Here is a 17260-nt window from a genome sequence, read left to right as displayed (position 1 = left end):
CTCCCCTCGTCACCGCAGGATGCCGGCGCGGGCGCGGAGGCGTCAATCGGCGCCGCGCGCGGCCCCGCTCAGGCCGGCGGCCTGGTCTTGGGTCCCGAGTACGCCGCGAGCGCGGCCTCGCGGCTGGCGCGAAGGTCGACCACGGGGCGACGCGGATACGCCGGCGCAAGCCGGGCCAGCAGGTCGGCGTGCTCCCAGGGCGCGGACAGCGCCGAGTCCGGCAGCTTCGCCAGTTCGGGCACCCAGCGCCGCACGTACTTGCCGGCCGGGTCGAACTTCTCCGCCTGCGCCACCGGGCTGAAGATGCGGAAGTACGGCGCCGCGTCGGCGCCGGTGCCGGCAGTCCACTGCCAGCCCTGGGTGTTGTTGGCCAGGTCGGCGTCCACCAGCGTGTCCCAGAACCAGTCGGCGCCATGGCGCCAGTGGCAGCGCAGGTTCTTGGTCAGGAAGCTGGCCACCACCATGCGCACGCGGTTGTGCATCCAGCCGGTGGCCCAGAGCTCGCGCATGCCGGCGTCGACGATGGGCACGCCGGTGCGGCCGCGGCGCCAGGCCTCGAGCAGGCGCGGGTCGGGGTCGGCCCAGTCGAAGTCCTCGAAGCGCGGGTTGAGGTTGTCCTGCGCGGTGTGCGGGAAGTGGAACAGCAGGTGGTGGCTGAACTCGCGCCAGCCCAGCTCGCTGAGGAAGTGCTCGATGTCGGGCTTCACCGCCGCCGGCCAGTCGCGCGCCAGCACGGCCGAGACGACGGCGCGCGGCGACACCTCGCCGAAGTGCAGGTGCGGCGAGAGCTTCGAGGTGGCGATCCGGTCGGGGTAGTTGCGCTGTTCCTTGTAGCCGTGCGCGGCGCCCTCGAGGAAGGCGTCGAGCAGTTCGGCGGCGCCGGCCTCGCCGGGCTGCCAGTGCGCCCAGAAGCCCTCGTCCCAGCGCGGTTCGTTTGCGGGCGGCGCCAGGCCCAGGTCGTCGGCGTCGAAGGAGAGCAGGTCCACGGGTGGCGCCGGCAGCCGCGCCGGCGCGGCCGGCACCGGCAACACCGACAGGCGCGGTCGCACGTTCTTCCAGAACGGCGTGAACACCCGGTAGGGCGCGCCCTGCCCCGTCTGCACGGTCCAGGGCTCGGCCAGGAGCGCGGCGTTGTGGCTCTCAACCACCAGTCCGCGCGACTTCAGGCCCTGCTTGATGCGGGTGTCGCGGGCGATGCTGGCCGGCTCGTACAGCCGGTTCCAGTGCAGGGCCTCGGCCCGGGTTTCGGCGATCAGCTTCTCGATTTCCGACAGGCTGTCGCCCCGGCGGATGACCAGGCGCGAACCACGCGCGCGCAGGTCGGCGTCGAGCGCCTGCAGCGAGCGCCGCAACCAGGCCCGGCTGGCCGCGCCGGGTGCCCACGGCGCCTCCTCGTCGGGGGCATGGATGTAGACCGGTACCGGCACGTGGCCGGCGTCGAGCGCGGCCTGCAGCGCCGGGTTGTCGGACAGGCGCAGGTCACGGCGGAACCAGACGAGGGCGTGGGACATGGGAAGGTCGAGGGCGGGGATCGCTTACGGTAGCCCACGGCGGCGTCCGGAGCCCGTGAATGCGCGGGCCGAAGGCAGGGGTCGGATGTGATTTGGCCCGGTGTACCCCAGGCCCCGGGGAAGATCGGGCCAAATCACCTCCGACCCCAAAAAAAACGCCCCGGCGAACCGGGGCGTCGAAACGTGTTGCAGGCCTGGCCTCAGTTGCTGCGGCAGGCGTTGGCGTTGTTGAAGCTGTCCACCGGGCCGGTCACGTTGGTGACGCAGAAGGTGACCGAACCACCGTTGTAGCGCTGCGAGGTGAAGGTGACCCGGCCGTTGCCGTTGGTGCTGCGGGTCGTGCAGCCCGTGACCGCGCCGCTGAAGCAGCCGGTGACGCTGGCGCCGCCGATCTTGCCGCCGTCGCCATCGACGATGGTGACCTGGGCGGTGGTGGTGTAGTTCCTGCCCTTGGACGTCGTGTTGAGGCTGATGCCGCTGACGCTGGCCTCGACGCCGCCGGTATCACCGCCGCCATCGTCACCACCGCCGGCGTTGAGGTAGTCGAGCGCCGCCTTGGCGCGCACCAGGCCCCAGCCGGTGGAGGTGTCGCGGCCGGCCGTGCCCAGATCCTCGGCAGTCACAGCCAGCGCCTCGCGGATCTGCGCGGCGGTCCAGCTCGGGTTGGCGCTCCACACCAGCGCGGCCACGCCGGCCACGTGCGGGGTCGCCATCGAGGTGCCGTCGTAATAGGCGTAGCCGTTGCCCTGGTTGCTGGACACGGTGCTGACCGTGGCGCTGGCGCCCAGCTGGCTGGCGACCAGCGACTGGCCGTCGGCCTGGGCCATGCTCACCGCAGGGATCGCCGGACCGGGGCCGCCGAGGGTGCCGTTGAAACCACCGGGGGCGTTGTTGTAGACCACCGCCGCGGCGCCGCCGGAATTGGCCACGTTGTTGACCTTGTCGGCGAAGCTGATGTCACCGCGCTCGCACATCACGACCTTGCCGGCCCAGGCGGCATTGGCGGCCGTGCAGCGGCCGCCATCGGCGAGCGCGCCCGTGGCGACGTCCACGTGGGTGCCTTCGAGCAGGTCGACCAGGTAGCCGGTGCCCGCGACGGTCATGGTCGCCGAAACAAACGGAACCGTGCTGAGCACGGACACGCCCGGCGCCGCCAGTTCGACCTGGTTGGTTTTCTGCGAGAAGACGGCATGCGCCTTGTTCGAATCAACGGCGGCGACCGAGATCACGCTGTCGTACGAAGCCGGGTAGCTGTGGGCGGTGTTGCCGTCGTTGCCGGCCGCGGCGATGCTCAGCACGCCCCCGGCGTACAGACTGGCGAACGCGGCGGACTCGGTGCTGCTCGAGGTCGAGCCGCCGAGGCTCATGTTGATGACCTTGGCGCCGGCCTGGGCGCAGCGGTTGGCCGCGTCGACCAGGGTCGAGCTGTAGCTCCAGCCGCAGTTCGGGCCGTCGAACACCTTGATGATGTGCAGCGACACCGCGCCCGGGCTCACGCCCACCACGCCGGCGGCGTTGTTGGCGGCGGCGATGGTGCCGGCCACGTGCGAGCCGTGGCCGCAGGTGTCGGTGTTCCAGCCGGTCGGATGGCCGCCGGCCAGGTTCACGCCGTTGAAGTCCTCGTGGCCGCCGTGGATGCCCGAGTCGATGATGCAGACCTTGATGCCGGCGCCGGTGGTGGCGCCCGCGTCGACGATGCCGTCGCGGTTGGCGTCCCAGATGTCGCGGGCCTGCACCAGGTCGATACCGTAGGGCACGGACTGGGCCAGGGGATAACGCGGCTGGTCGGCCTCGATGAATTCGATGTTGGGGTTGTTGCGCAGGCGCTCGAGCGCCTTCGGCGGGAGGCTCACGGCGAAGGAATCGAGGTTGTCGAAGCGGTGGTGGATGCGGCCGCCGTTGCCCCGGAGCAGGGTTTCGACGTTGGCGCGCTGGCCCTTCTTGAACTTCACCCAGACGCGATCGGTGTCGACGCCTTCGGCCGCCGAGGCGGAGGTGGCACCGAAAGCCACCGCGAGCCCGAGCGCGAGCGCCCGGACGAGATTGTGTTGCTTCATTGAATGTTCCCCGAAATAGGCTCGCAGGCGTCTGGTCGTCCTTGTGCCTGCCGTTCTCCCTAAACCTGGACTGAACCTACCATGACTTCGGTCACGTTCCTACTGCGGTGCAGCAAAGCATATCGACCGGCCCTCAACCCGCCCGGACCAGCGGCCGGACGGCCTGGAAGCCGCCGTCGAGGGCGATGACCTGGCCGGTGACCCAGCCAGCCTCCTCCGACAGCAGGAAGGCTCCCAGCGCGGCCGCATCCTCGGCCTCGCCGTGCCGGCCCAGGGGGTACTGCGCCCGGATTGCCCGGGCCGAAGCTTCGGCCGAAAGCATCTTCGCCGTGGCCGGCGTGTGCATCAGCCCGGGGGCGATGGCATTGACCCGCAGGCCCGACGCGGAAAAGTCCGCCGCCAGCGCCCTGACCAGGCCTTCCACCCCGCCCTTGGCCACGGCGATCGCCGCGTGGTTGGCCACGCCGATGCCCGCCGCCACGGAACTGAAGAACAGCAGGCTGCCGCCCTGCCCGGCTTTCTGGACGCGCGGCGCGTAGGCTCTCGCGACGAAGAAGGCGCTGTCGAGGTTGGCCGCCAGGCACTGCCGGTACTGCGCCTCGCTGGTGCGCGCCAGCGGCGCCACCAGCACCGCGCCCGCGCAGTGCGCCACGGCCGCCGGCGGCGCGCCGAAGGCGTGGACGGCGCGCTCCATGGCCAGCTCGGCGCCCTGCTCGCTGGCCACGTCGGCCTCGATGACCAGGTCGCCGGGCTCTTCGTTCACTCGCGCGGCATCGCGCGTGACCAGGGCCAGCCGCCAGCTGCGGGCGCGCAGGCGCCCGGCCAGGGCGGTGGCGACGCCGCCGGAGGCGCCGGTGATCAGGCAGGTCTGCATCGTGTTTTTTCCTGTACGGGTGGGCGGCCGAGCCTAAGCCGCGGGCGGGTGTGAGTGCCGTGAATCCGCGGCCAGGGCGGCGCGCAGGCTGGCGGCACGGGCACGGATGGCGTCCATCTCCGCGGCGGACTTTCCGGCCAGGTGCATCCACTGCAGGGCCGTGCGCGGGTGGCTGGCGAAGCGGGCGGCGTGGCGGTCGAGGAAATCCCAATACAGCGTGGTGAACGGACACGCCGCCTCCCCGGCGGCCTCGCCCGGCCGGAAGCGGCAGCCGGCGCAGTGGTTGGACATGCGCTCGATGTAGCGGCCCGAGGCGACGTAGGGCTTGCTCACCATCCGGCCGCCGTCGGCGAACTGGGACATGCCCAGCACGTTCGGCAGTTCCACCCACTCCACCGCGTCCACGTACGCGGCCAGGAACCATTCGTGCACCTCGCGCGGGCGCACGCCCAGCAGCTGGGCGAACAGGCCGATCACCATCAGGCGCTGGATGTGGTGGGCGTAGCCGAGCCGAAGCGACTGGCCGAGCGCGTCGCGCAGGCAGGCCATGTCGGTGTCGGTGGTCCAGAAGAAACCCGGCAGCGGCTGGTCCGCGCCCAGCGCGTTGTCGTCGAGGAAGGCCGGCATGCGCAGCCAGTACATGCCGCGCACGAACTCGCGCCAGCCCAGCACCTGGCGCACGAAGCCCTCGACGGCTTCGATCGGCGCGTCGCCGCGTTCGTACGCCGCGACGGCCGCGTCCACGACCTCGCGCGGGCCGAGCAGCCGCAGGTTGAGCGCCGCCGACAGCCGCGAGTGGTAGAGCCATGGCTGGCCTTCCCACATCGCGTCCTGGTAGCGGCCGAACAGCGGCAGCCGGTGGGCGACGAAGTCGTCCAGCGCGGCCAGCGCCTGCGTGCGGTCGAGCGGCCAGTCGAAGCCCCCGAGGCCACCGGGATGGTCGCCGAAGTGGCGGGCCACCAGCGCCAGCACCTCGCGTGTTCCCGCGTCGGGCGGAAACGCGCGCGGCGCCGGCAGCAGGCCGGGGCCGCGGCGGTCGAAGCGGCCGCGGTTGTCGGCATCGAAGTTCCAGCGCCCGCCCACCGGCTGCCCGCCGTCCATCAGCACGCCTTCGCGGCGGCGCAGCCAGCGGTAGAAGTACTCCATGCGGTATTCGCGACGCCCGCGGGCCCAGCCGGCGAAGTCGCCGGGGTCGCAGTAAAAGTGCCGGTCGGGGCGCTCCGACCAGGGCACGCCGGCGCTGGCGCAGACGGCCGGCAGCGATTGCGCCAGGCGCCACTCGCCGGGTCGCAGCGCGAGCACCCGGGCCGGCCGCAGCCGGGCCAGGTCGTCGGCGAGCGCGGCCTCGAGCGTGGGCGCCTCGTGGCCGTCGAGCGCGCGGTAGTGCACGGTCCAGCCGCGCGCGCGCAGGGCGTCGCGGAAGCGGCGCATCGCCGCCAGGAACACGGCGATGCGCGCCTGGGTGGACCAGACCCGCCCCGCCTCGCCCGCGACCTCGGCCATCCAGACGGCGTCGCACGCCGGCTCGAAACCGTCGAAGGCGGCGGAGTCGGCATCGAGCTGGTCGCCCAGGACCAGGACCAGGTTGCGCAGGGGTTCGGCCATGCCGGCATCCTCGCCGGAGGCGCGTGCAGGCGCCGCGAGGGCGGCGGCTCAGGCGCCGCCGAGGTACTCGCGCGGGATGCGGGAGTTGAGCCCGACCAGGATCTCGTAGGGAATGGTGCCGGCGGCGACGGCCACGTCCTCGCAGCGGATCAGCTGCTCGCCCTGGCGGCCGATAAGCACCACCTCGTCCTCGTTGTAGGCGGTGCCGTCCGGGCCGATGTCGACCATGAACTGGTCCATGCAGATGCGCCCGACGATGGGATGACGCTGGCCGCGGATGAGCGCCTGGCCGCGCGAGCTGAGCGCGCGCGGGAAGCCGTCGCCGTATCCGATCGGCACCGTCACCACGCGGGTGTCGGCCGGCGGCGTCCAGGTGGCGCCGTAGCTGACCGGGTTGCCGGCGCGCACGACCTTGAAATAGACCACCTGCGAGACGAGCGAGAGTGCCGGCCGCAGGCCGACGGTGTCGCGCGAGGCCGGGTCGGGCAGCACGCCGTACAGGGCGAGGCCCGGGCGAACCAGGTCCAGCGCGGTGTCGGGGAAATGCAGCACGCCGCCGGAGTTGGCCAGGTGCCGCAGCGGCATCGGTGCGCCGATGCGCCCGAAGTGGCCGCAGGCCTCGGCGAAACGCTCGAGCTGGCGCGCGGTCATGGCCGAATCCGGGTCGTCGGCGCAGGCCAGGTGCGAATACACGCCCTTGAGCCGGCACCAGCGCGAGCGCGCGGCCGCCTCCACCAGCGGGCCGGCGCTGTAGCCATGCACGCCGATGCGCTCCATGCCGGTGTCGATCTTCAGGTGGATGGTGGCCTGGCGCCCGAGCGACTCGGCCGCGGCCTCGACCTGGCGCAGCTTGTCGAGCGAGGAGACGGTGATCTCCAGGTCGTTGGCGATCAGCGCGGCCGCCTGCGGCCCGAAGATGCCGCCCATCACCAGGATCGGCAGGGTCACGCCGGCCTGGCGCAGCGCCAGGCCCTCCTCCAGGAAGGCCACGCCCAGCTGCCCGGCGCCGATCGCCTGCAGGTGCCGCCCCACCGGGGCCAGGCCGTGGCCGTAGGCATTGGCCTTGATGATGGCCATCGCCGGCACGCCGGCATGGGCCTGCAGCGCCCGGAAATTGTGCGTGATCGCGTCAAGGTCGACCCGGATGCGGGTCGGGCGGGCGGTATCGTCCATGGCCGGATTCTATCCCGCCGCGGGGCGGCTTATTCGAAGCTGCCGACGCTGTCGCGGGCCAGGTTGTCGAAGCGGGTGTATTCGCCGAAGAACTTGAGCTTGACCATGCCGGTGGGGCCGGAACGCTGCTTGGCGATGATCACCTCGGCCAGGCCCTTGTCGGTCGAGTCCTTGTGGTAGTACTCGTCGCGGTAGATGAACATGATGATGTCGGCGTCCTGCTCGATGGCGCCGGACTCGCGCAGGTCAGACATGACCGGGCGCTTGTCGGTGCGCGACTCCAGGCCGCGGTTGAGCTGCGAGAGCGCGATCACCGGCACCTTGAGCTCCATGGCCAGGGCCTTGAGCGAGCGCGAGATCTCGGAGATCTCGTTGGTGCGGTTCTCGCCGGTGCCCGGCACCTGCATCAGCTGCAGGTAGTCGACCACGATCAGGCCCAGGTCGTGCTCGCGCTTGATGCGGCGGGCCTTCGAGCGCAGCACGTCGGGCGACAGCGCCGGCGTGTCGTCGATGAAGACCTTCACCTCCGACAGCATCTTGATGGCCATGTTCACGCGCGACCAGTCCTCGTCCTCGAGCTGGCCGGTGCGAAGGCGCGTGGCGTTGATGCGGCCGATCGAGGACATCAGTCGGAACGCCAGCTGCGAGGCCGACATTTCCATCGAGAACACCGCAACGGCCTTCTTGGTCTTGAGCGCGCCGTACTCGGCGATGTTCAGCGCCAGGGTCGTCTTGCCCATGGCCGGGCGCGCCGCGAGGATGATCAGGTCCGAGGGCTGCAGGCCGGCCGTCATCTCGTCGAGGTCGTGGAAGCCGGTGGGCAGTCCGGTGACGTTGCCCTGGTTCTCGTAGCGCTCCTGCAGGACCTGGAAGGCCTCCTTCATTGCCTCGCGCAGGGAGGTGAAGTCGGCGCGGCCACGGCGGCCCTGCTCGGCGATCTTGAAGACCTTCATCTCGGCCGCCGAGAGCACTTCCTGGCTGTCGCGACCCTCGGGCTGGAAGCCGTCGTTGACGATCTCGGTGCCGGCCTCGATCAGCTGCCGGAGCACCGACTTCTCGCGCACGATCTCGGCGTAGGCGCGGATATTGGCCGCCGAGGGCGTGGTCGAGGCCAGCTCGACCAGGTAGCCGGTGCCGCCGATCTGCTCGCCCAGGCCGTTGGCCTCGAACCACTCGCCCAGGGTGACGGCGTCGAAGGGCTTGTTCTTCTCGCTCAGCTCGCGGATGCCGCGGTAGATCAGCCGGTGGTCGCGGCGGTAGAAGTCGTGCTCGGTGAGGAAGTCGCCGACCCGGTCGATCGAGTCCGGCGCCAGCATCAGGCCGCCCAGCACCGCCTGCTCGGCTTCCACCGACTGCGGGGGCACGCGCAGGGCGTCGATCTTGGGTTCGTTTCGGAACGATTCGGGACGTGCGGACATGGGCGCCTTGTTCTGGTTGCAGCTCGTGGCGGGTGAAGCACCGGCCGGACATCGTAGCGGCCCCCGGCCGGGGCCGTTAGGCATAAGCCTGTGTATAACCGGTGGGCATCTCACCGCGTGAGACGCCGCCGGCCCCGCAAAACACGAAGGCCGCCCCGGGGGGCGGCCTTCGGGACCACGCCTTGGCGGCGGGATCAGGCTTCGGCTTCGACCACGACCTTGACGGTGGTCTCGACGTCGGCGTGCAGGCGCACTTCGATCTCGAACTCGCCGGTGCGGCGCAGCGGGCCTTCGCCCAGCACCACTTCGTTCTTCTCGAGCGGGAAGCCGGCGGCGGTGAAGGCCTCGGCGATGTCGCGCGGGCCGACCGAGCCGAACAGCTTGCCTTCGGTGGAGGCATTGGCGGCGATGGTGACGCTGGCGCCCTCGAGCTTGGCCTTGCGGGCCTCGGCTTCGGCGTGCACGGCGTTGGCCTTGGCCTCGTACTCGGCGCGCTTGGCCTCGAACGCAGCAACGTTCTCGGGGGTGGCCGGCACGGCCTTGCCGTAGGGGATCAGGAAGTTGCGGCCGTAGCCCGGCTTGACCTTGACCTTGTCGCCCAGGCCGCCGAGGTTGACCACCTTCTGCAGGAGGATCAGTTCCATTTCATTTACTCCGTAACGTTAGCGGGGCGCGTGGCCCCGCAACTGAAGCTGTCCGTCAGGATCAGTTCTGGTGGTTGTCGGTGTACGGGATCAGGGCCAGCTCGCGGGCGCGCTTGATCGCGGTCTGCAGCTGGCGCTGGTACTTGGCCTTGGTGCCGGTGATGCGGCTCGGCACGATCTTGCCGTTCTCGGTCAGGTACTGGCGCAGGGTGTTGAGATCCTTGTAGTCGATCTCCTTGACGCCTTCGGCCGTGAACTTGCAGAACTTGCGGCGGCGGAAAAACTTGCTCATGTCAGTCTCCAGGTTCCGGCTCAGGCGGCGTCGTCGCTGGACGTGCCGATGCTGTTCTCGTCATCGTCGCGGCGCGGGCGGCGCTCGCCCTTCTCGTCCTTGCTCTTCATGATCAGGGACTGCTCGGTGACGGCTTCGTCGCGGGCGATGACCATGTGGCGCAGGACCGCGTCGTTGAAGCGGAAGCCGTCGACCAGCTCGGTCAGCACGGCCTTGCCGCACTCGATGTTCATGAGCACGTAGTGGGCCTTGACCAGGTTGTCGATGGCGTAGGCCAGCTGGCGGCGGCCCCAGTCCTCGAGACGGTGGATCTTGCCGTTGTCGCCTTCGATCAGCGCCTTGTAGCGCTCGATCATGGCCGGCACCTGCTCGCTCTGGTCCGGATGGACCATGAAGACGATTTCGTAGTGGCGCATGGTGTTTTCCTTGTGGATGCGGCCGGCGGATCCGGCCTGGCAGCCCCCGGCGCGAGGCCGTGGAGCAAGGTCTCCCCGGGATGGGGAGCCGCGCATTATGCCCGAGGCGGGGCTCCCGGCGCAAGCCGGGGACAGGTGCAATTTCCCTCGCGGGTCAATCGCTTACCGAATGACGCCAGGGGAAATTGCACCTGTCCCCACCCCGGGGCGGCTCAGGCGGCGCGATCGGCCTTGGTGCTGAAGGATTCGCCGCAGCCGCAGGCGTCCTCGACGTTGGGGTTGCGGAACACGAACTGCTGGTTGAGCCCCTGGCTGGTGAAGTCGATTTCGGTGCCGTCGACCTGGGGCAGGCTTTCGGCGTCCACGAACACCTTTACGCCGGCGCTTTCGAACACGACGTCGTCAGGGCCGGCGGCGGTGGCCATGTCGACCACGTAGGCAAAACCGGTGCAGCCGGACTTGCGGACCCCGAAGCGCAGGCCCAGGGTGCCGGGCGTCCCGGACTGGTAGCTGCGGATGCGGTCGGCGGCGGCGGGGGTGAGCGTGATGGCCATGGCGGGGTCCGTGCTTAATCGGGGGCGTGGCAGCGGCCAGTATAACGGCGCTGCGCCGGGGCGCGCAGGCGGTTATCCTTGCGCACTTATCCAGATGGGCCCGCAGGGGCAGGGAAACAAGGCATGGCAGTGGTCAGCGTCCAGCAGGCGCTCTCGGGGTCGGTCGCCCCGGGCGGCGAAGTCACGGTCCGCGGCTGGGTTCGCACCCGGCGCGACTCCAAGGCCGGGCTGAGCTTCATCAATCTCAGCGACGGCTCCTGCTTCGCGCCCATCCAGGTGGTGGCGCCGGCCGACCTGGCCAACTACGAGGACGAGGTCAGGCGCCTGACCGCCGGCTGCGCCATCATTGCCACCGGCCAGCTGGTGCCTTCCCAGGGCCAGGGCCAGGGCTTCGAGATCCAGGCCAGCGCGGTCGAGGTGCTGGGCTGGGTGGACGACCCGGAAACCTACCCGATCCAGCCCAAGGCCCACTCGCTGGAGTTCCTGCGCGAAGTGGCGCACCTGCGCCCGCGCACCAACCTGTTCGGCGCGGTCACCCGCATCCGCCACTGCCTGGCCCAGGCCGTGCACCGCTTCTTCCACGAGCAGGGCTTCTACTGGATCTCCACGCCGATCATCACCACCTCCGACGCCGAGGGCGCCGGCCAGATGTTCCGCGTCTCCACGCTCGACCTGGCCAACCTGCCGCGCGGCAAGGACGGCGCGGTGGACTTCAGCAAGGACTTCTTCGGCAAGGAGACCTTCCTCACCGTCTCCGGCCAGCTCAACGTCGAGGCCTACTGCCTGGCCCTGAGCAAGGTCTACACCTTCGGCCCGACCTTCCGCGCCGAAAACTCGCACACCACGCGCCACCTGGCCGAGTTCTGGATGATCGAGCCGGAGGTCGCCTTCGCCGACCTGGCCGCCAACGCCGACCTGGCCGAGGCCTTCCTCAAGTACCTGTTCAAGGCGGTGCTCGAGGAGCGCGCCGACGACATGGCCTTCATCGCCGAGCGCGTGCAGAAGGACGCCGTCACCCGGCTCGAGAACTTCATCGACTCGCCCTTCGAGCGCATCGAGTACACCGAGGCGGTTGAACTGCTGCAGAAGTCGGCGCACAAGTTCGACTTCCCGGTCGAATGGGGCCTGGACCTGCAGACCGAGCACGAGCGCTGGCTCACCGAACAGCACGTCGGCCGGCCGGTGGTGGTGATGAACTACCCCGAGCAGATCAAGGCCTTCTACATGCGCGTCAACGACGACGGCCGCACCGTCGCCGCCATGGACGTGCTGGCCCCGGGCATCGGCGAGATCATCGGCGGCAGCCAGCGCGAGGAGCGCCTGGACGTGCTCGACAAGCGCATGGCCCAGTTCGGCCTCGACCCGGCCCATTACGGCTGGTACCGCGACTTCCGCCGCTACGGCACCGTGCCGCACGCCGGCTTCGGCCTGGGCTTCGAGCGCCTGGTGGTCTACACCTGCGGCCTGGCCAACATCCGCGACGCCATCCCCTATCCGCGCGCGCCCGGCCTGGCCACGTTCTGAGTCGATGGAGACCGGCCCGGGTTCGCTGCTGATCTTCCTGATGCTGGGCCTGGCCGGGTCCGCCGGCCCGGCGCACTTCGGCTTCCGCGCCCTGGCCTTCCGCCAGCAGCTCGACAAGGCCATCGCGCTGCCGGAAGGCGGCGAGGACGGCGGCTGGCTCTACAGCTGGTGGCTGATGCGCTGGAAGCACCGCGCCGCGAACGACCATTCCCTGAACTTCTTCGGCGGCATCGCCGCCGGCAGCGGCTGGCTGGCCCTGGTGGGCGCGGTCGGCACCGTGCTGCTGATCGGACTGCAGTGAGGACATGAACATGAGCGACGAGACGAACCACGACAACGACCAGTGGTGGCTGGCCGCCCTGCCCCGCATGATCGTCTGGTCGCGCCTGCGCGTGCTCGACAGCGGCGTGGCCGAGGTGTTCGATTGCGACGGCCGCATCAACGTCTACGAAAGCGAGGACGTGGCCCGCGCCGCGCTGATGGACGCCGAGTTCCGCGCCCTCGACGGCATGGACGCCGAGGATGCGGAGGTCTGGGGCCTCGACCTTGAGGAGCTCGAGCCGCCGCGCGCCGAGGACGACGACACCCTGCGCGAACGCATGGTGCAGCCGGTCAAGAACCCGCTCACCGGCCGCGACTGAAGGAGGCCCGGCATGGCGCATCAACTCGCGGGTCGGCACGCCCTGGTCTGCGGCGGCTCGGAAGGCATCGGGCTGGCAAGCGCCGAAGCCCTGGCCGCATTGGGCGCCGACGTGACCGTGCTGGCGCGCCGCGCCGAACGCCTGGCCGAGGTCGCCGCGGCGCTGCCCCGGGTCGCCGACGGCCAGCGGCATGGCTTCATCGCCGCCGACGCCGGTGATGCCGCCGCCCTGGGCGCGAAGGTCGCCGCGCTCTGCGCCGGGCGCCCCGTGCACGTTCTGCTCAACAACACCGCCGGTCCGCCAGGCGGCCCGGCCCACGCCGCCGACCCGGAAACCTACGTCGCCGTGTTCCGCCAGCACCTGGTCGCCGGCCAGGTGCTGGTGCAGGCGGTGCTGCCGGGCATGAAGGCCGCGCGCTGGGGCCGGATCGTCAACATCATCTCGACTTCGGTGAAGGAACCGATCCCGAACCTGGGCGTGTCCAACACCATCCGTGGCGCCGTGGCCAGCTGGGCCAAGACCCTCGCCACCGAGCTCGGTCCGCACGGCATCACGGTCAACAACGTGCTGCCCGGCTACACCCGCACCCAGCGCCTGGGCCAGATCCTGGACGAACGCGCCGCCGCCACCGGCAAGTCCCGCGACGAGATCGCCGGCGCCATGCTGGCCACGGTGCCGGCGGGCCGCTTCGCCGAACCGGAGGAAGTGGCCGCGGCCGTCGCCTTCCTGGCCTCGCCGGCCGCGGGCTACGTCAACGGCGTCAACCTGCCGGTGGACGGTGGCCGGACGAAGTCGCTGTGAGGCCGGGCGCATGAACGAGCACCGCTTCACCACCCGCGTGCCCTACGCCGCCCGGGTGATGGTGGTCCGCGGCGACGACGCCTGGCTGGGCGAAGTGGTCGACCTCTCCGAAGGCGGCTGCGGACTGTTCCGACCCCAGGGCTGCCGGCTCGAGGTCGCCGAGGTGGTGCAGCTGGTGTTCTTCGACGAGCCCGGCCCGGCCGTGCTGGTCGGCGCGCGGGTGGCGCGGGTGCAGGACGGCCTGCTGGGCTTCGAGTACCACGAGCCCCAGCAGGTGCCGCCGGTACGCGACTGAGCCACACGCGGCCTGCACGCCCCGGCCGCGAGACTGCGTCCATGCCTGAAGGTCCCGAAATCCGCCGCGCCGCCGACCGACTGGCCGAAGCCGTGCTCGGCGAGCCGCTGGCCGCGGCCTGGTTCCACTTCCCGGAGCTCAAGCGCCACGAGAAGACGCTGGTGGGCCGGCGCATCACCGCCATCGAGCCCCACGGCAAGGCCCTGCTGACCCACTTCGAGCACGGACTGACGCTCTACTCGCACAACCAGCTCTACGGCGTCTGGCGCGTCGCCGCCGCCGGCGAGCGCCCGGAAGGCAGCCGGTCGCTGCGGGTGGCGCTGGAGACCGACACGCGGGCGATCCTGCTCTACTCCGCCTCCGACGTGCAGATGTGGAAGACCGACGAACTGCACCGGCACCCGTTCCTGGCCAGGCTGGGCCCCGACGTGCTCGATGCGCGGCTGGACGCGAAGACCGTCGCCGCGCGTCTGCGCGATCCGTGCTTCGCCGGCCGCTCGCTGGTGGCCCTGCTGCTCGACCAGGCCTTCCTGGCGGGCATGGGCAACTACCTGCGCTCGGAAGTCCTGTTCGCCGCCGGCATCGCCCCGGACCGGCGCCCGGCAGACCTGTCGGCCACCGAGGTGCGAAAGCTGGCCAAGGCCCTGCTCGACGTTCCGCGCGCCAGCTACCGCACCCGCGGCATCGAACCGGCCGCCGGCATGCGCGCCGACTACCTCACCGACACGCCGGCCGGCTTCCGCTTCCAGGTCTTCGACCGCGAGGGTGAGCCCTGCCCGCGCTGCGGCGACATGGTCGTGCGACAGGAGCTGGGCGGGCGGCGCCTGTACTGGTGCCGGCACTGCCAGCGCTGACGTGGGAGGGCGTGGGCTCCTGACCTGTCCGTACGGGAGCCGCGGCGGTTAAGCTTGCGGGCATGACGCTGCGACTGAGCCACCTGATCGGCGGGGACGCCCGGCCTGCCCGCGACGGCGCCTGGCTGGAGGTCCGCGACCCAGCCACCGGCCAGGTGTTCGCGCACTGCCCCGACGGCGGGGCCGACGACGTCGCCGAGGCCGTGGCCGCGGCCGAAGCGGCCTTCCCGGCCTGGTCCGCCCTGCCCGCCCCGGAGCGCGCGGCCTGGCTCAACCGCCTGGCCGACGCGCTGGAATCGCGGCTCGAGGATTTCGCCCGCGCCGAGTCGCGCGACGCCGGCAAGCCGCTGGCGCTGGCGCGCTCGCTCGACATCCCGCGCGCTGCGTCCAACCTGCGCTTCTTCGCCGCCGCCGCGACCCAGTTCGCCAGCGAGTCGCACGCCGCGCCGGGCGCCATCCACTACACCCTGCGCCAGCCGCTGGGCGTGGTGGCCTGCATCAGCCCCTGGAACCTGCCGCTGTACCTGTTGACCTGGAAGATCGCGCCGGCGCTGGCGGCGGGCAACTGCGTGGTCGGCAAGCCCTCGGAAGTGACGCCGGTGACGGCCTGGATGCTCGGCGAACTGGCCCGCGAGATCGGCTTCCCGCCCGGCGTGCTCAACATCGTGCACGGCCGCGGGCCGTCGGTGGGCGAGCCGCTGGTGGCGCACCCGCGGGTGAAGGCGGTCAGCTTCACCGGCAGCACCGCGGTGGGCCTGCGCCTCGGCGAGGCCTGTGCCCGGACGCTGAAGAAGGTGTCGCTGGAGCTGGGCGGCAAGAACGCCACGCTCGTCTTCGCCGACGCGCCGCGCGGAAAGCTCATTGACACCCTGGTGCGCTCGGCCTTCCTCAATTCCGGGCAGATCTGCCTGTGCGGCTCGCGCCTGCTGGTCGAGCGCAGCGCCTACGACGAGGTCCGCGACGCGCTCGTCGCCCGGGCCCGCGCCCTGGTGGTGGGCGACCCGGCCGACCCCGCGACGCAGATGGGACCGGTGGTCTCGCAGGCGCATTTCGACAAGGTGATGGCCTGCCTGGCCCGCGCCCGCGAGGAAGGCGGCCGCGTGCTGTGCGGCGGCGAGGCGCTGCGGCCCGCCGGCCACGCGGGCGGCTGGTTCATCGCCCCGACCGTGATCGAGGGCCTGGGCCCGGCCTGCCGCACCAACACCGAGGAGATCTTCGGCCCCGTGCTCACCCTGCAGGCCTTCGACACCGAGGCCGAAGCCCTGGCCCTGGCCAACGCCACGCCCTACGGGCTGGCGGCCAGCGTCTGGACGAGCGACCTGGCCCGCGCGCACCGCGTCGCCGGCGCGCTCGAGGCCGGTCTGGTCTGGGTGAACACCTGGATGAACCGCGACCTGCGCACGCCCTTCGGCGGCGTCAAGCAGTCGGGCCTGGGCCGAGAGGGCGGCTGGGAAGCCATGCGCTTCTTCACCGAGGCCAAGAACGTCACCATCAGCCTGGATTGAACCGATGCCCCTGAAGGAACTGCTGGACCGGAACAAGGAGTGGGCCGAGAAGGTGCGGGCCGAAGACCCGCAGTTCTTCCGGCGGCTCTCGCAGCTGCAGGCGCCCAAATACCTGTGGATCGGCTGCTCCGACTCGCGCGTGCCGGCCAACCAGATCACCGGCCTGCTGCCGGGCGAGGTCTTCGTGCACCGCAACGTGGCCAACCTGGTGGTGCACACCGACCTCAACTGCCTGAGCACGATCCAGTTCGCGGTGGACGTGCTCCAGGTCGAGCACATCCTGGTGGTGGGCCACTACGGCTGCGGCGGCGTGCACGCCGCGCTCACCGGCGCCCGCGTCGGGCTGGTGGACAACTGGCTGCGCCACGTCGCCGACGTCGCCAAGAAGCACGCCGGCCTGCTCGGCGAGGTCGGGCTGGAATCGCTGCGGCACGCCCGGCTGTGCGAGCTGAACGTGGTCGAGCAGGTCGTCAACGTCTGCCAGACCACCATCGTCCAGGACGCCTGGGCGCGGGGCCAGAAACTGAGCGTGCACGCCTGGGTCTACTCCCTGCTCGACGGCCGCGTGCGCGAGCTGGGCATGGGCGTGGACGACAACGAGGAGCTGCCCGTCGCCTACGCCCTGGCGATGCAGCATATCCGCGGCCGCCTGGAGGAACAGGGATGAGCGAGATCATACGAACCGACAGCGCGCCGCTCCCGGTCGGGCGCTACCCGCACGCACGCCGGGTCGGCCAGCTCCTGTTCCTGTCCGGCATCGGCCCGCGCACGCCCGGCAGCAACGCCATTCCGGGCAACGTCTACAACGCCGCCGGCCGGCTGATCGACTACGACATCGTCACCCAGTGCCATTCGGTGTTCGCCAACGTGCGCGCCGTGCTCGAGGCCAGCCACTGCCGCTGGGAATGGCTGGTGGACGTGACGGTCTACCTGACCGACATGAGCCGCGATTTCCAGGCATACAATGGCGTCTGGGCGGAGTACTTCCCCGACATCAACAAGGCGCCCTGCCGCACCACGCTGGGCATCACCGCCCTGCCCACGCCGATCGCCATCGAGCTCAAGTGCGTGGCGGCATTCCCGGAGGCCCGCTGAC

Annotated in this window: 19 protein-coding genes; 9 read left to right on the top strand and 10 right to left on the bottom strand. The window is 70.9% G+C overall.

The annotated features are described in order from the left end of the window. Positions 1–68: 68 nt before the first annotated feature. The 10 genes from C6N40_RS08915 to C6N40_RS08870 all read right to left on the bottom strand — a co-directional run bounded on the left by C6N40_RS08915 (position 69) and on the right by C6N40_RS08870 (position 10544). Positions 69–1511, bottom strand: a complete 1443-nt coding sequence (locus C6N40_RS08915; protein WP_106990672.1) for a cryptochrome/photolyase family protein — start codon at positions 1509–1511, stop codon at positions 69–71. Between the two features lie 200 nt (positions 1512–1711). Beyond that, complete coding sequence (locus C6N40_RS14550; protein WP_106990671.1) at positions 1712–3568, bottom strand: S8 family serine peptidase; 1857 nt, start codon at positions 3566–3568, stop codon at positions 1712–1714. Positions 3569–3701: 133 nt separating this feature from the next. Then, positions 3702–4442, bottom strand: coding sequence for an SDR family NAD(P)-dependent oxidoreductase (locus C6N40_RS08905; protein WP_106990670.1), 741 nt, complete (start codon positions 4440–4442; stop codon positions 3702–3704). Between the two features lie 33 nt (positions 4443–4475). Further along, a complete protein-coding gene (locus C6N40_RS08900; RefSeq protein ID WP_106990669.1) occupies positions 4476–6047 on the bottom strand; it encodes a cryptochrome/photolyase family protein in 1572 nt (523 codons plus the stop codon). A gap of 48 nt (positions 6048–6095) precedes the next feature. Then, positions 6096–7220 carry an alanine racemase gene (alr, locus tag C6N40_RS08895; RefSeq protein ID WP_106990668.1) on the bottom strand — a complete coding sequence of 375 codons (1125 nt, stop codon included), beginning with the start codon at positions 7218–7220 and terminating at the stop codon, positions 6096–6098. A 29-nt stretch (positions 7221–7249) separates the two neighbouring features. Continuing rightward, positions 7250–8638, bottom strand: coding sequence for a replicative DNA helicase (locus C6N40_RS08890; protein ID WP_106990667.1), 1389 nt, complete (start codon positions 8636–8638; stop codon positions 7250–7252). 194 nt (positions 8639–8832) lie between these two features. After that, complete coding sequence (gene rplI / locus C6N40_RS08885) at positions 8833–9282, bottom strand: 50S ribosomal protein L9 (RefSeq protein ID WP_106990666.1); 450 nt, start codon at positions 9280–9282, stop codon at positions 8833–8835. A 61-nt stretch (positions 9283–9343) separates the two neighbouring features. Beyond that, complete coding sequence (gene rpsR / locus C6N40_RS08880; RefSeq protein ID WP_034220475.1) at positions 9344–9574, bottom strand: 30S ribosomal protein S18; 231 nt, start codon at positions 9572–9574, stop codon at positions 9344–9346. 20 nt (positions 9575–9594) lie between these two features. Then, entirely contained in the window at positions 9595–9990 is a 396-nt protein-coding gene (rpsF, locus tag C6N40_RS08875; RefSeq protein WP_106990665.1) for a 30S ribosomal protein S6, read from the bottom strand. 212 nt (positions 9991–10202) lie between these two features. Then, positions 10203–10544 (bottom strand): HesB/IscA family protein, encoded by a 342-nt coding sequence (locus C6N40_RS08870; RefSeq protein WP_106990664.1) that lies wholly within the window; start codon positions 10542–10544, stop codon positions 10203–10205. A gap of 123 nt (positions 10545–10667) precedes the next feature. Between C6N40_RS08870 and asnS the strand changes: the two genes are divergently transcribed. The 9 genes from asnS (at position 10668) to C6N40_RS08825 (ending at position 17259) form a co-directional block, all read left to right on the top strand. Next, positions 10668–12068, top strand: a complete 1401-nt coding sequence (gene asnS / locus C6N40_RS08865) for an asparagine--tRNA ligase (protein ID WP_106990663.1) — start codon at positions 10668–10670, stop codon at positions 12066–12068. Between the two features lie 4 nt (positions 12069–12072). After that, a complete protein-coding gene (locus tag C6N40_RS08860) occupies positions 12073–12369 on the top strand; it encodes a hypothetical protein (RefSeq protein ID WP_106990662.1) in 297 nt (98 codons plus the stop codon). 10 nt (positions 12370–12379) lie between these two features. Continuing rightward, a complete protein-coding gene (locus C6N40_RS08855) occupies positions 12380–12709 on the top strand; it encodes a hypothetical protein (RefSeq protein WP_425477688.1) in 330 nt (109 codons plus the stop codon). A 12-nt stretch (positions 12710–12721) separates the two neighbouring features. Further along, entirely contained in the window at positions 12722–13510 is a 789-nt protein-coding gene (locus tag C6N40_RS08850) for an SDR family oxidoreductase (protein ID WP_106990660.1), read from the top strand. 10 nt (positions 13511–13520) lie between these two features. Beyond that, positions 13521–13805: a PilZ domain-containing protein gene (locus tag C6N40_RS08845; RefSeq protein ID WP_106990659.1), complete on the top strand. Its 285-nt coding sequence runs from the start codon at positions 13521–13523 to the stop codon at positions 13803–13805. A gap of 41 nt (positions 13806–13846) precedes the next feature. Then, on the top strand, positions 13847–14659 hold the full coding sequence (gene nei, locus C6N40_RS08840; protein ID WP_106990658.1) for an endonuclease VIII: 813 nt from the start codon (positions 13847–13849) through the stop codon (positions 14657–14659). 62 nt (positions 14660–14721) lie between these two features. Next, positions 14722–16164, top strand: coding sequence for an aldehyde dehydrogenase (locus tag C6N40_RS08835; protein ID WP_106990657.1), 1443 nt, complete (start codon positions 14722–14724; stop codon positions 16162–16164). Between the two features lie 4 nt (positions 16165–16168). Next, a complete protein-coding gene (gene can, locus C6N40_RS08830) occupies positions 16169–16831 on the top strand; it encodes a carbonate dehydratase (RefSeq protein ID WP_106990656.1) in 663 nt (220 codons plus the stop codon). Further along, positions 16828–17259, top strand: a complete 432-nt coding sequence (locus tag C6N40_RS08825) for a RidA family protein (RefSeq protein ID WP_106990655.1) — start codon at positions 16828–16830, stop codon at positions 17257–17259. Before can ends, C6N40_RS08825 begins: the two co-directional genes overlap by 4 nt. Position 17260: the final 1 nt, after the last annotated feature.

This window comes from Arenimonas caeni (assembly GCF_003024235.1).
In the GTDB taxonomy this organism is placed as follows: domain Bacteria; phylum Pseudomonadota; class Gammaproteobacteria; order Xanthomonadales; family Xanthomonadaceae; genus Arenimonas; species Arenimonas caeni.
This window is presented reverse-complemented; position numbering and strand designations above follow the sequence as displayed.

Bases quoted from the DNA above. Each gene is read 5' to 3' on its own strand.
- C6N40_RS08915 (WP_106990672.1), bottom strand. From the start codon at position 1,511: ATGTCCCACGCCCTCGTCTGGTTCCGCCGTGACCTGCGCCTGTCCGAC.
- C6N40_RS14550 (WP_106990671.1), bottom strand. From the start codon at position 3,568: ATGAAGCAACACAATCTCGTCCGGGCGCTCGCGCTCGGGCTCGCGGTG.
- C6N40_RS08905 (WP_106990670.1), bottom strand. From the start codon at position 4,442: ATGCAGACCTGCCTGATCACCGGCGCCTCCGGCGGCGTCGCCACCGCC.
- C6N40_RS08900 (WP_106990669.1), bottom strand. From the start codon at position 6,047: ATGGCCGAACCCCTGCGCAACCTGGTCCTGGTCCTGGGCGACCAGCTC.
- alr (WP_106990668.1), bottom strand. From the start codon at position 7,220: ATGGACGATACCGCCCGCCCGACCCGCATCCGGGTCGACCTTGACGCG.
- C6N40_RS08890 (WP_106990667.1), bottom strand. From the start codon at position 8,638: ATGTCCGCACGTCCCGAATCGTTCCGAAACGAACCCAAGATCGACGCC.
- rplI (WP_106990666.1), bottom strand. From the start codon at position 9,282: ATGGAACTGATCCTCCTGCAGAAGGTGGTCAACCTCGGCGGCCTGGGC.
- rpsR (WP_034220475.1), bottom strand. From the start codon at position 9,574: ATGAGCAAGTTTTTCCGCCGCCGCAAGTTCTGCAAGTTCACGGCCGAA.
- rpsF (WP_106990665.1), bottom strand. From the start codon at position 9,990: ATGCGCCACTACGAAATCGTCTTCATGGTCCATCCGGACCAGAGCGAG.
- C6N40_RS08870 (WP_106990664.1), bottom strand. From the start codon at position 10,544: ATGGCCATCACGCTCACCCCCGCCGCCGCCGACCGCATCCGCAGCTAC.
- asnS (WP_106990663.1), top strand. From the start codon at position 10,668: ATGGCAGTGGTCAGCGTCCAGCAGGCGCTCTCGGGGTCGGTCGCCCCG.
- C6N40_RS08860 (WP_106990662.1), top strand. From the start codon at position 12,073: ATGGAGACCGGCCCGGGTTCGCTGCTGATCTTCCTGATGCTGGGCCTG.
- C6N40_RS08855 (WP_425477688.1), top strand. From the start codon at position 12,380: ATGAGCGACGAGACGAACCACGACAACGACCAGTGGTGGCTGGCCGCC.
- C6N40_RS08850 (WP_106990660.1), top strand. From the start codon at position 12,722: ATGGCGCATCAACTCGCGGGTCGGCACGCCCTGGTCTGCGGCGGCTCG.
- C6N40_RS08845 (WP_106990659.1), top strand. From the start codon at position 13,521: ATGAACGAGCACCGCTTCACCACCCGCGTGCCCTACGCCGCCCGGGTG.
- nei (WP_106990658.1), top strand. From the start codon at position 13,847: ATGCCTGAAGGTCCCGAAATCCGCCGCGCCGCCGACCGACTGGCCGAA.
- C6N40_RS08835 (WP_106990657.1), top strand. From the start codon at position 14,722: ATGACGCTGCGACTGAGCCACCTGATCGGCGGGGACGCCCGGCCTGCC.
- can (WP_106990656.1), top strand. From the start codon at position 16,169: ATGCCCCTGAAGGAACTGCTGGACCGGAACAAGGAGTGGGCCGAGAAG.
- C6N40_RS08825 (WP_106990655.1), top strand. From the start codon at position 16,828: ATGAGCGAGATCATACGAACCGACAGCGCGCCGCTCCCGGTCGGGCGC.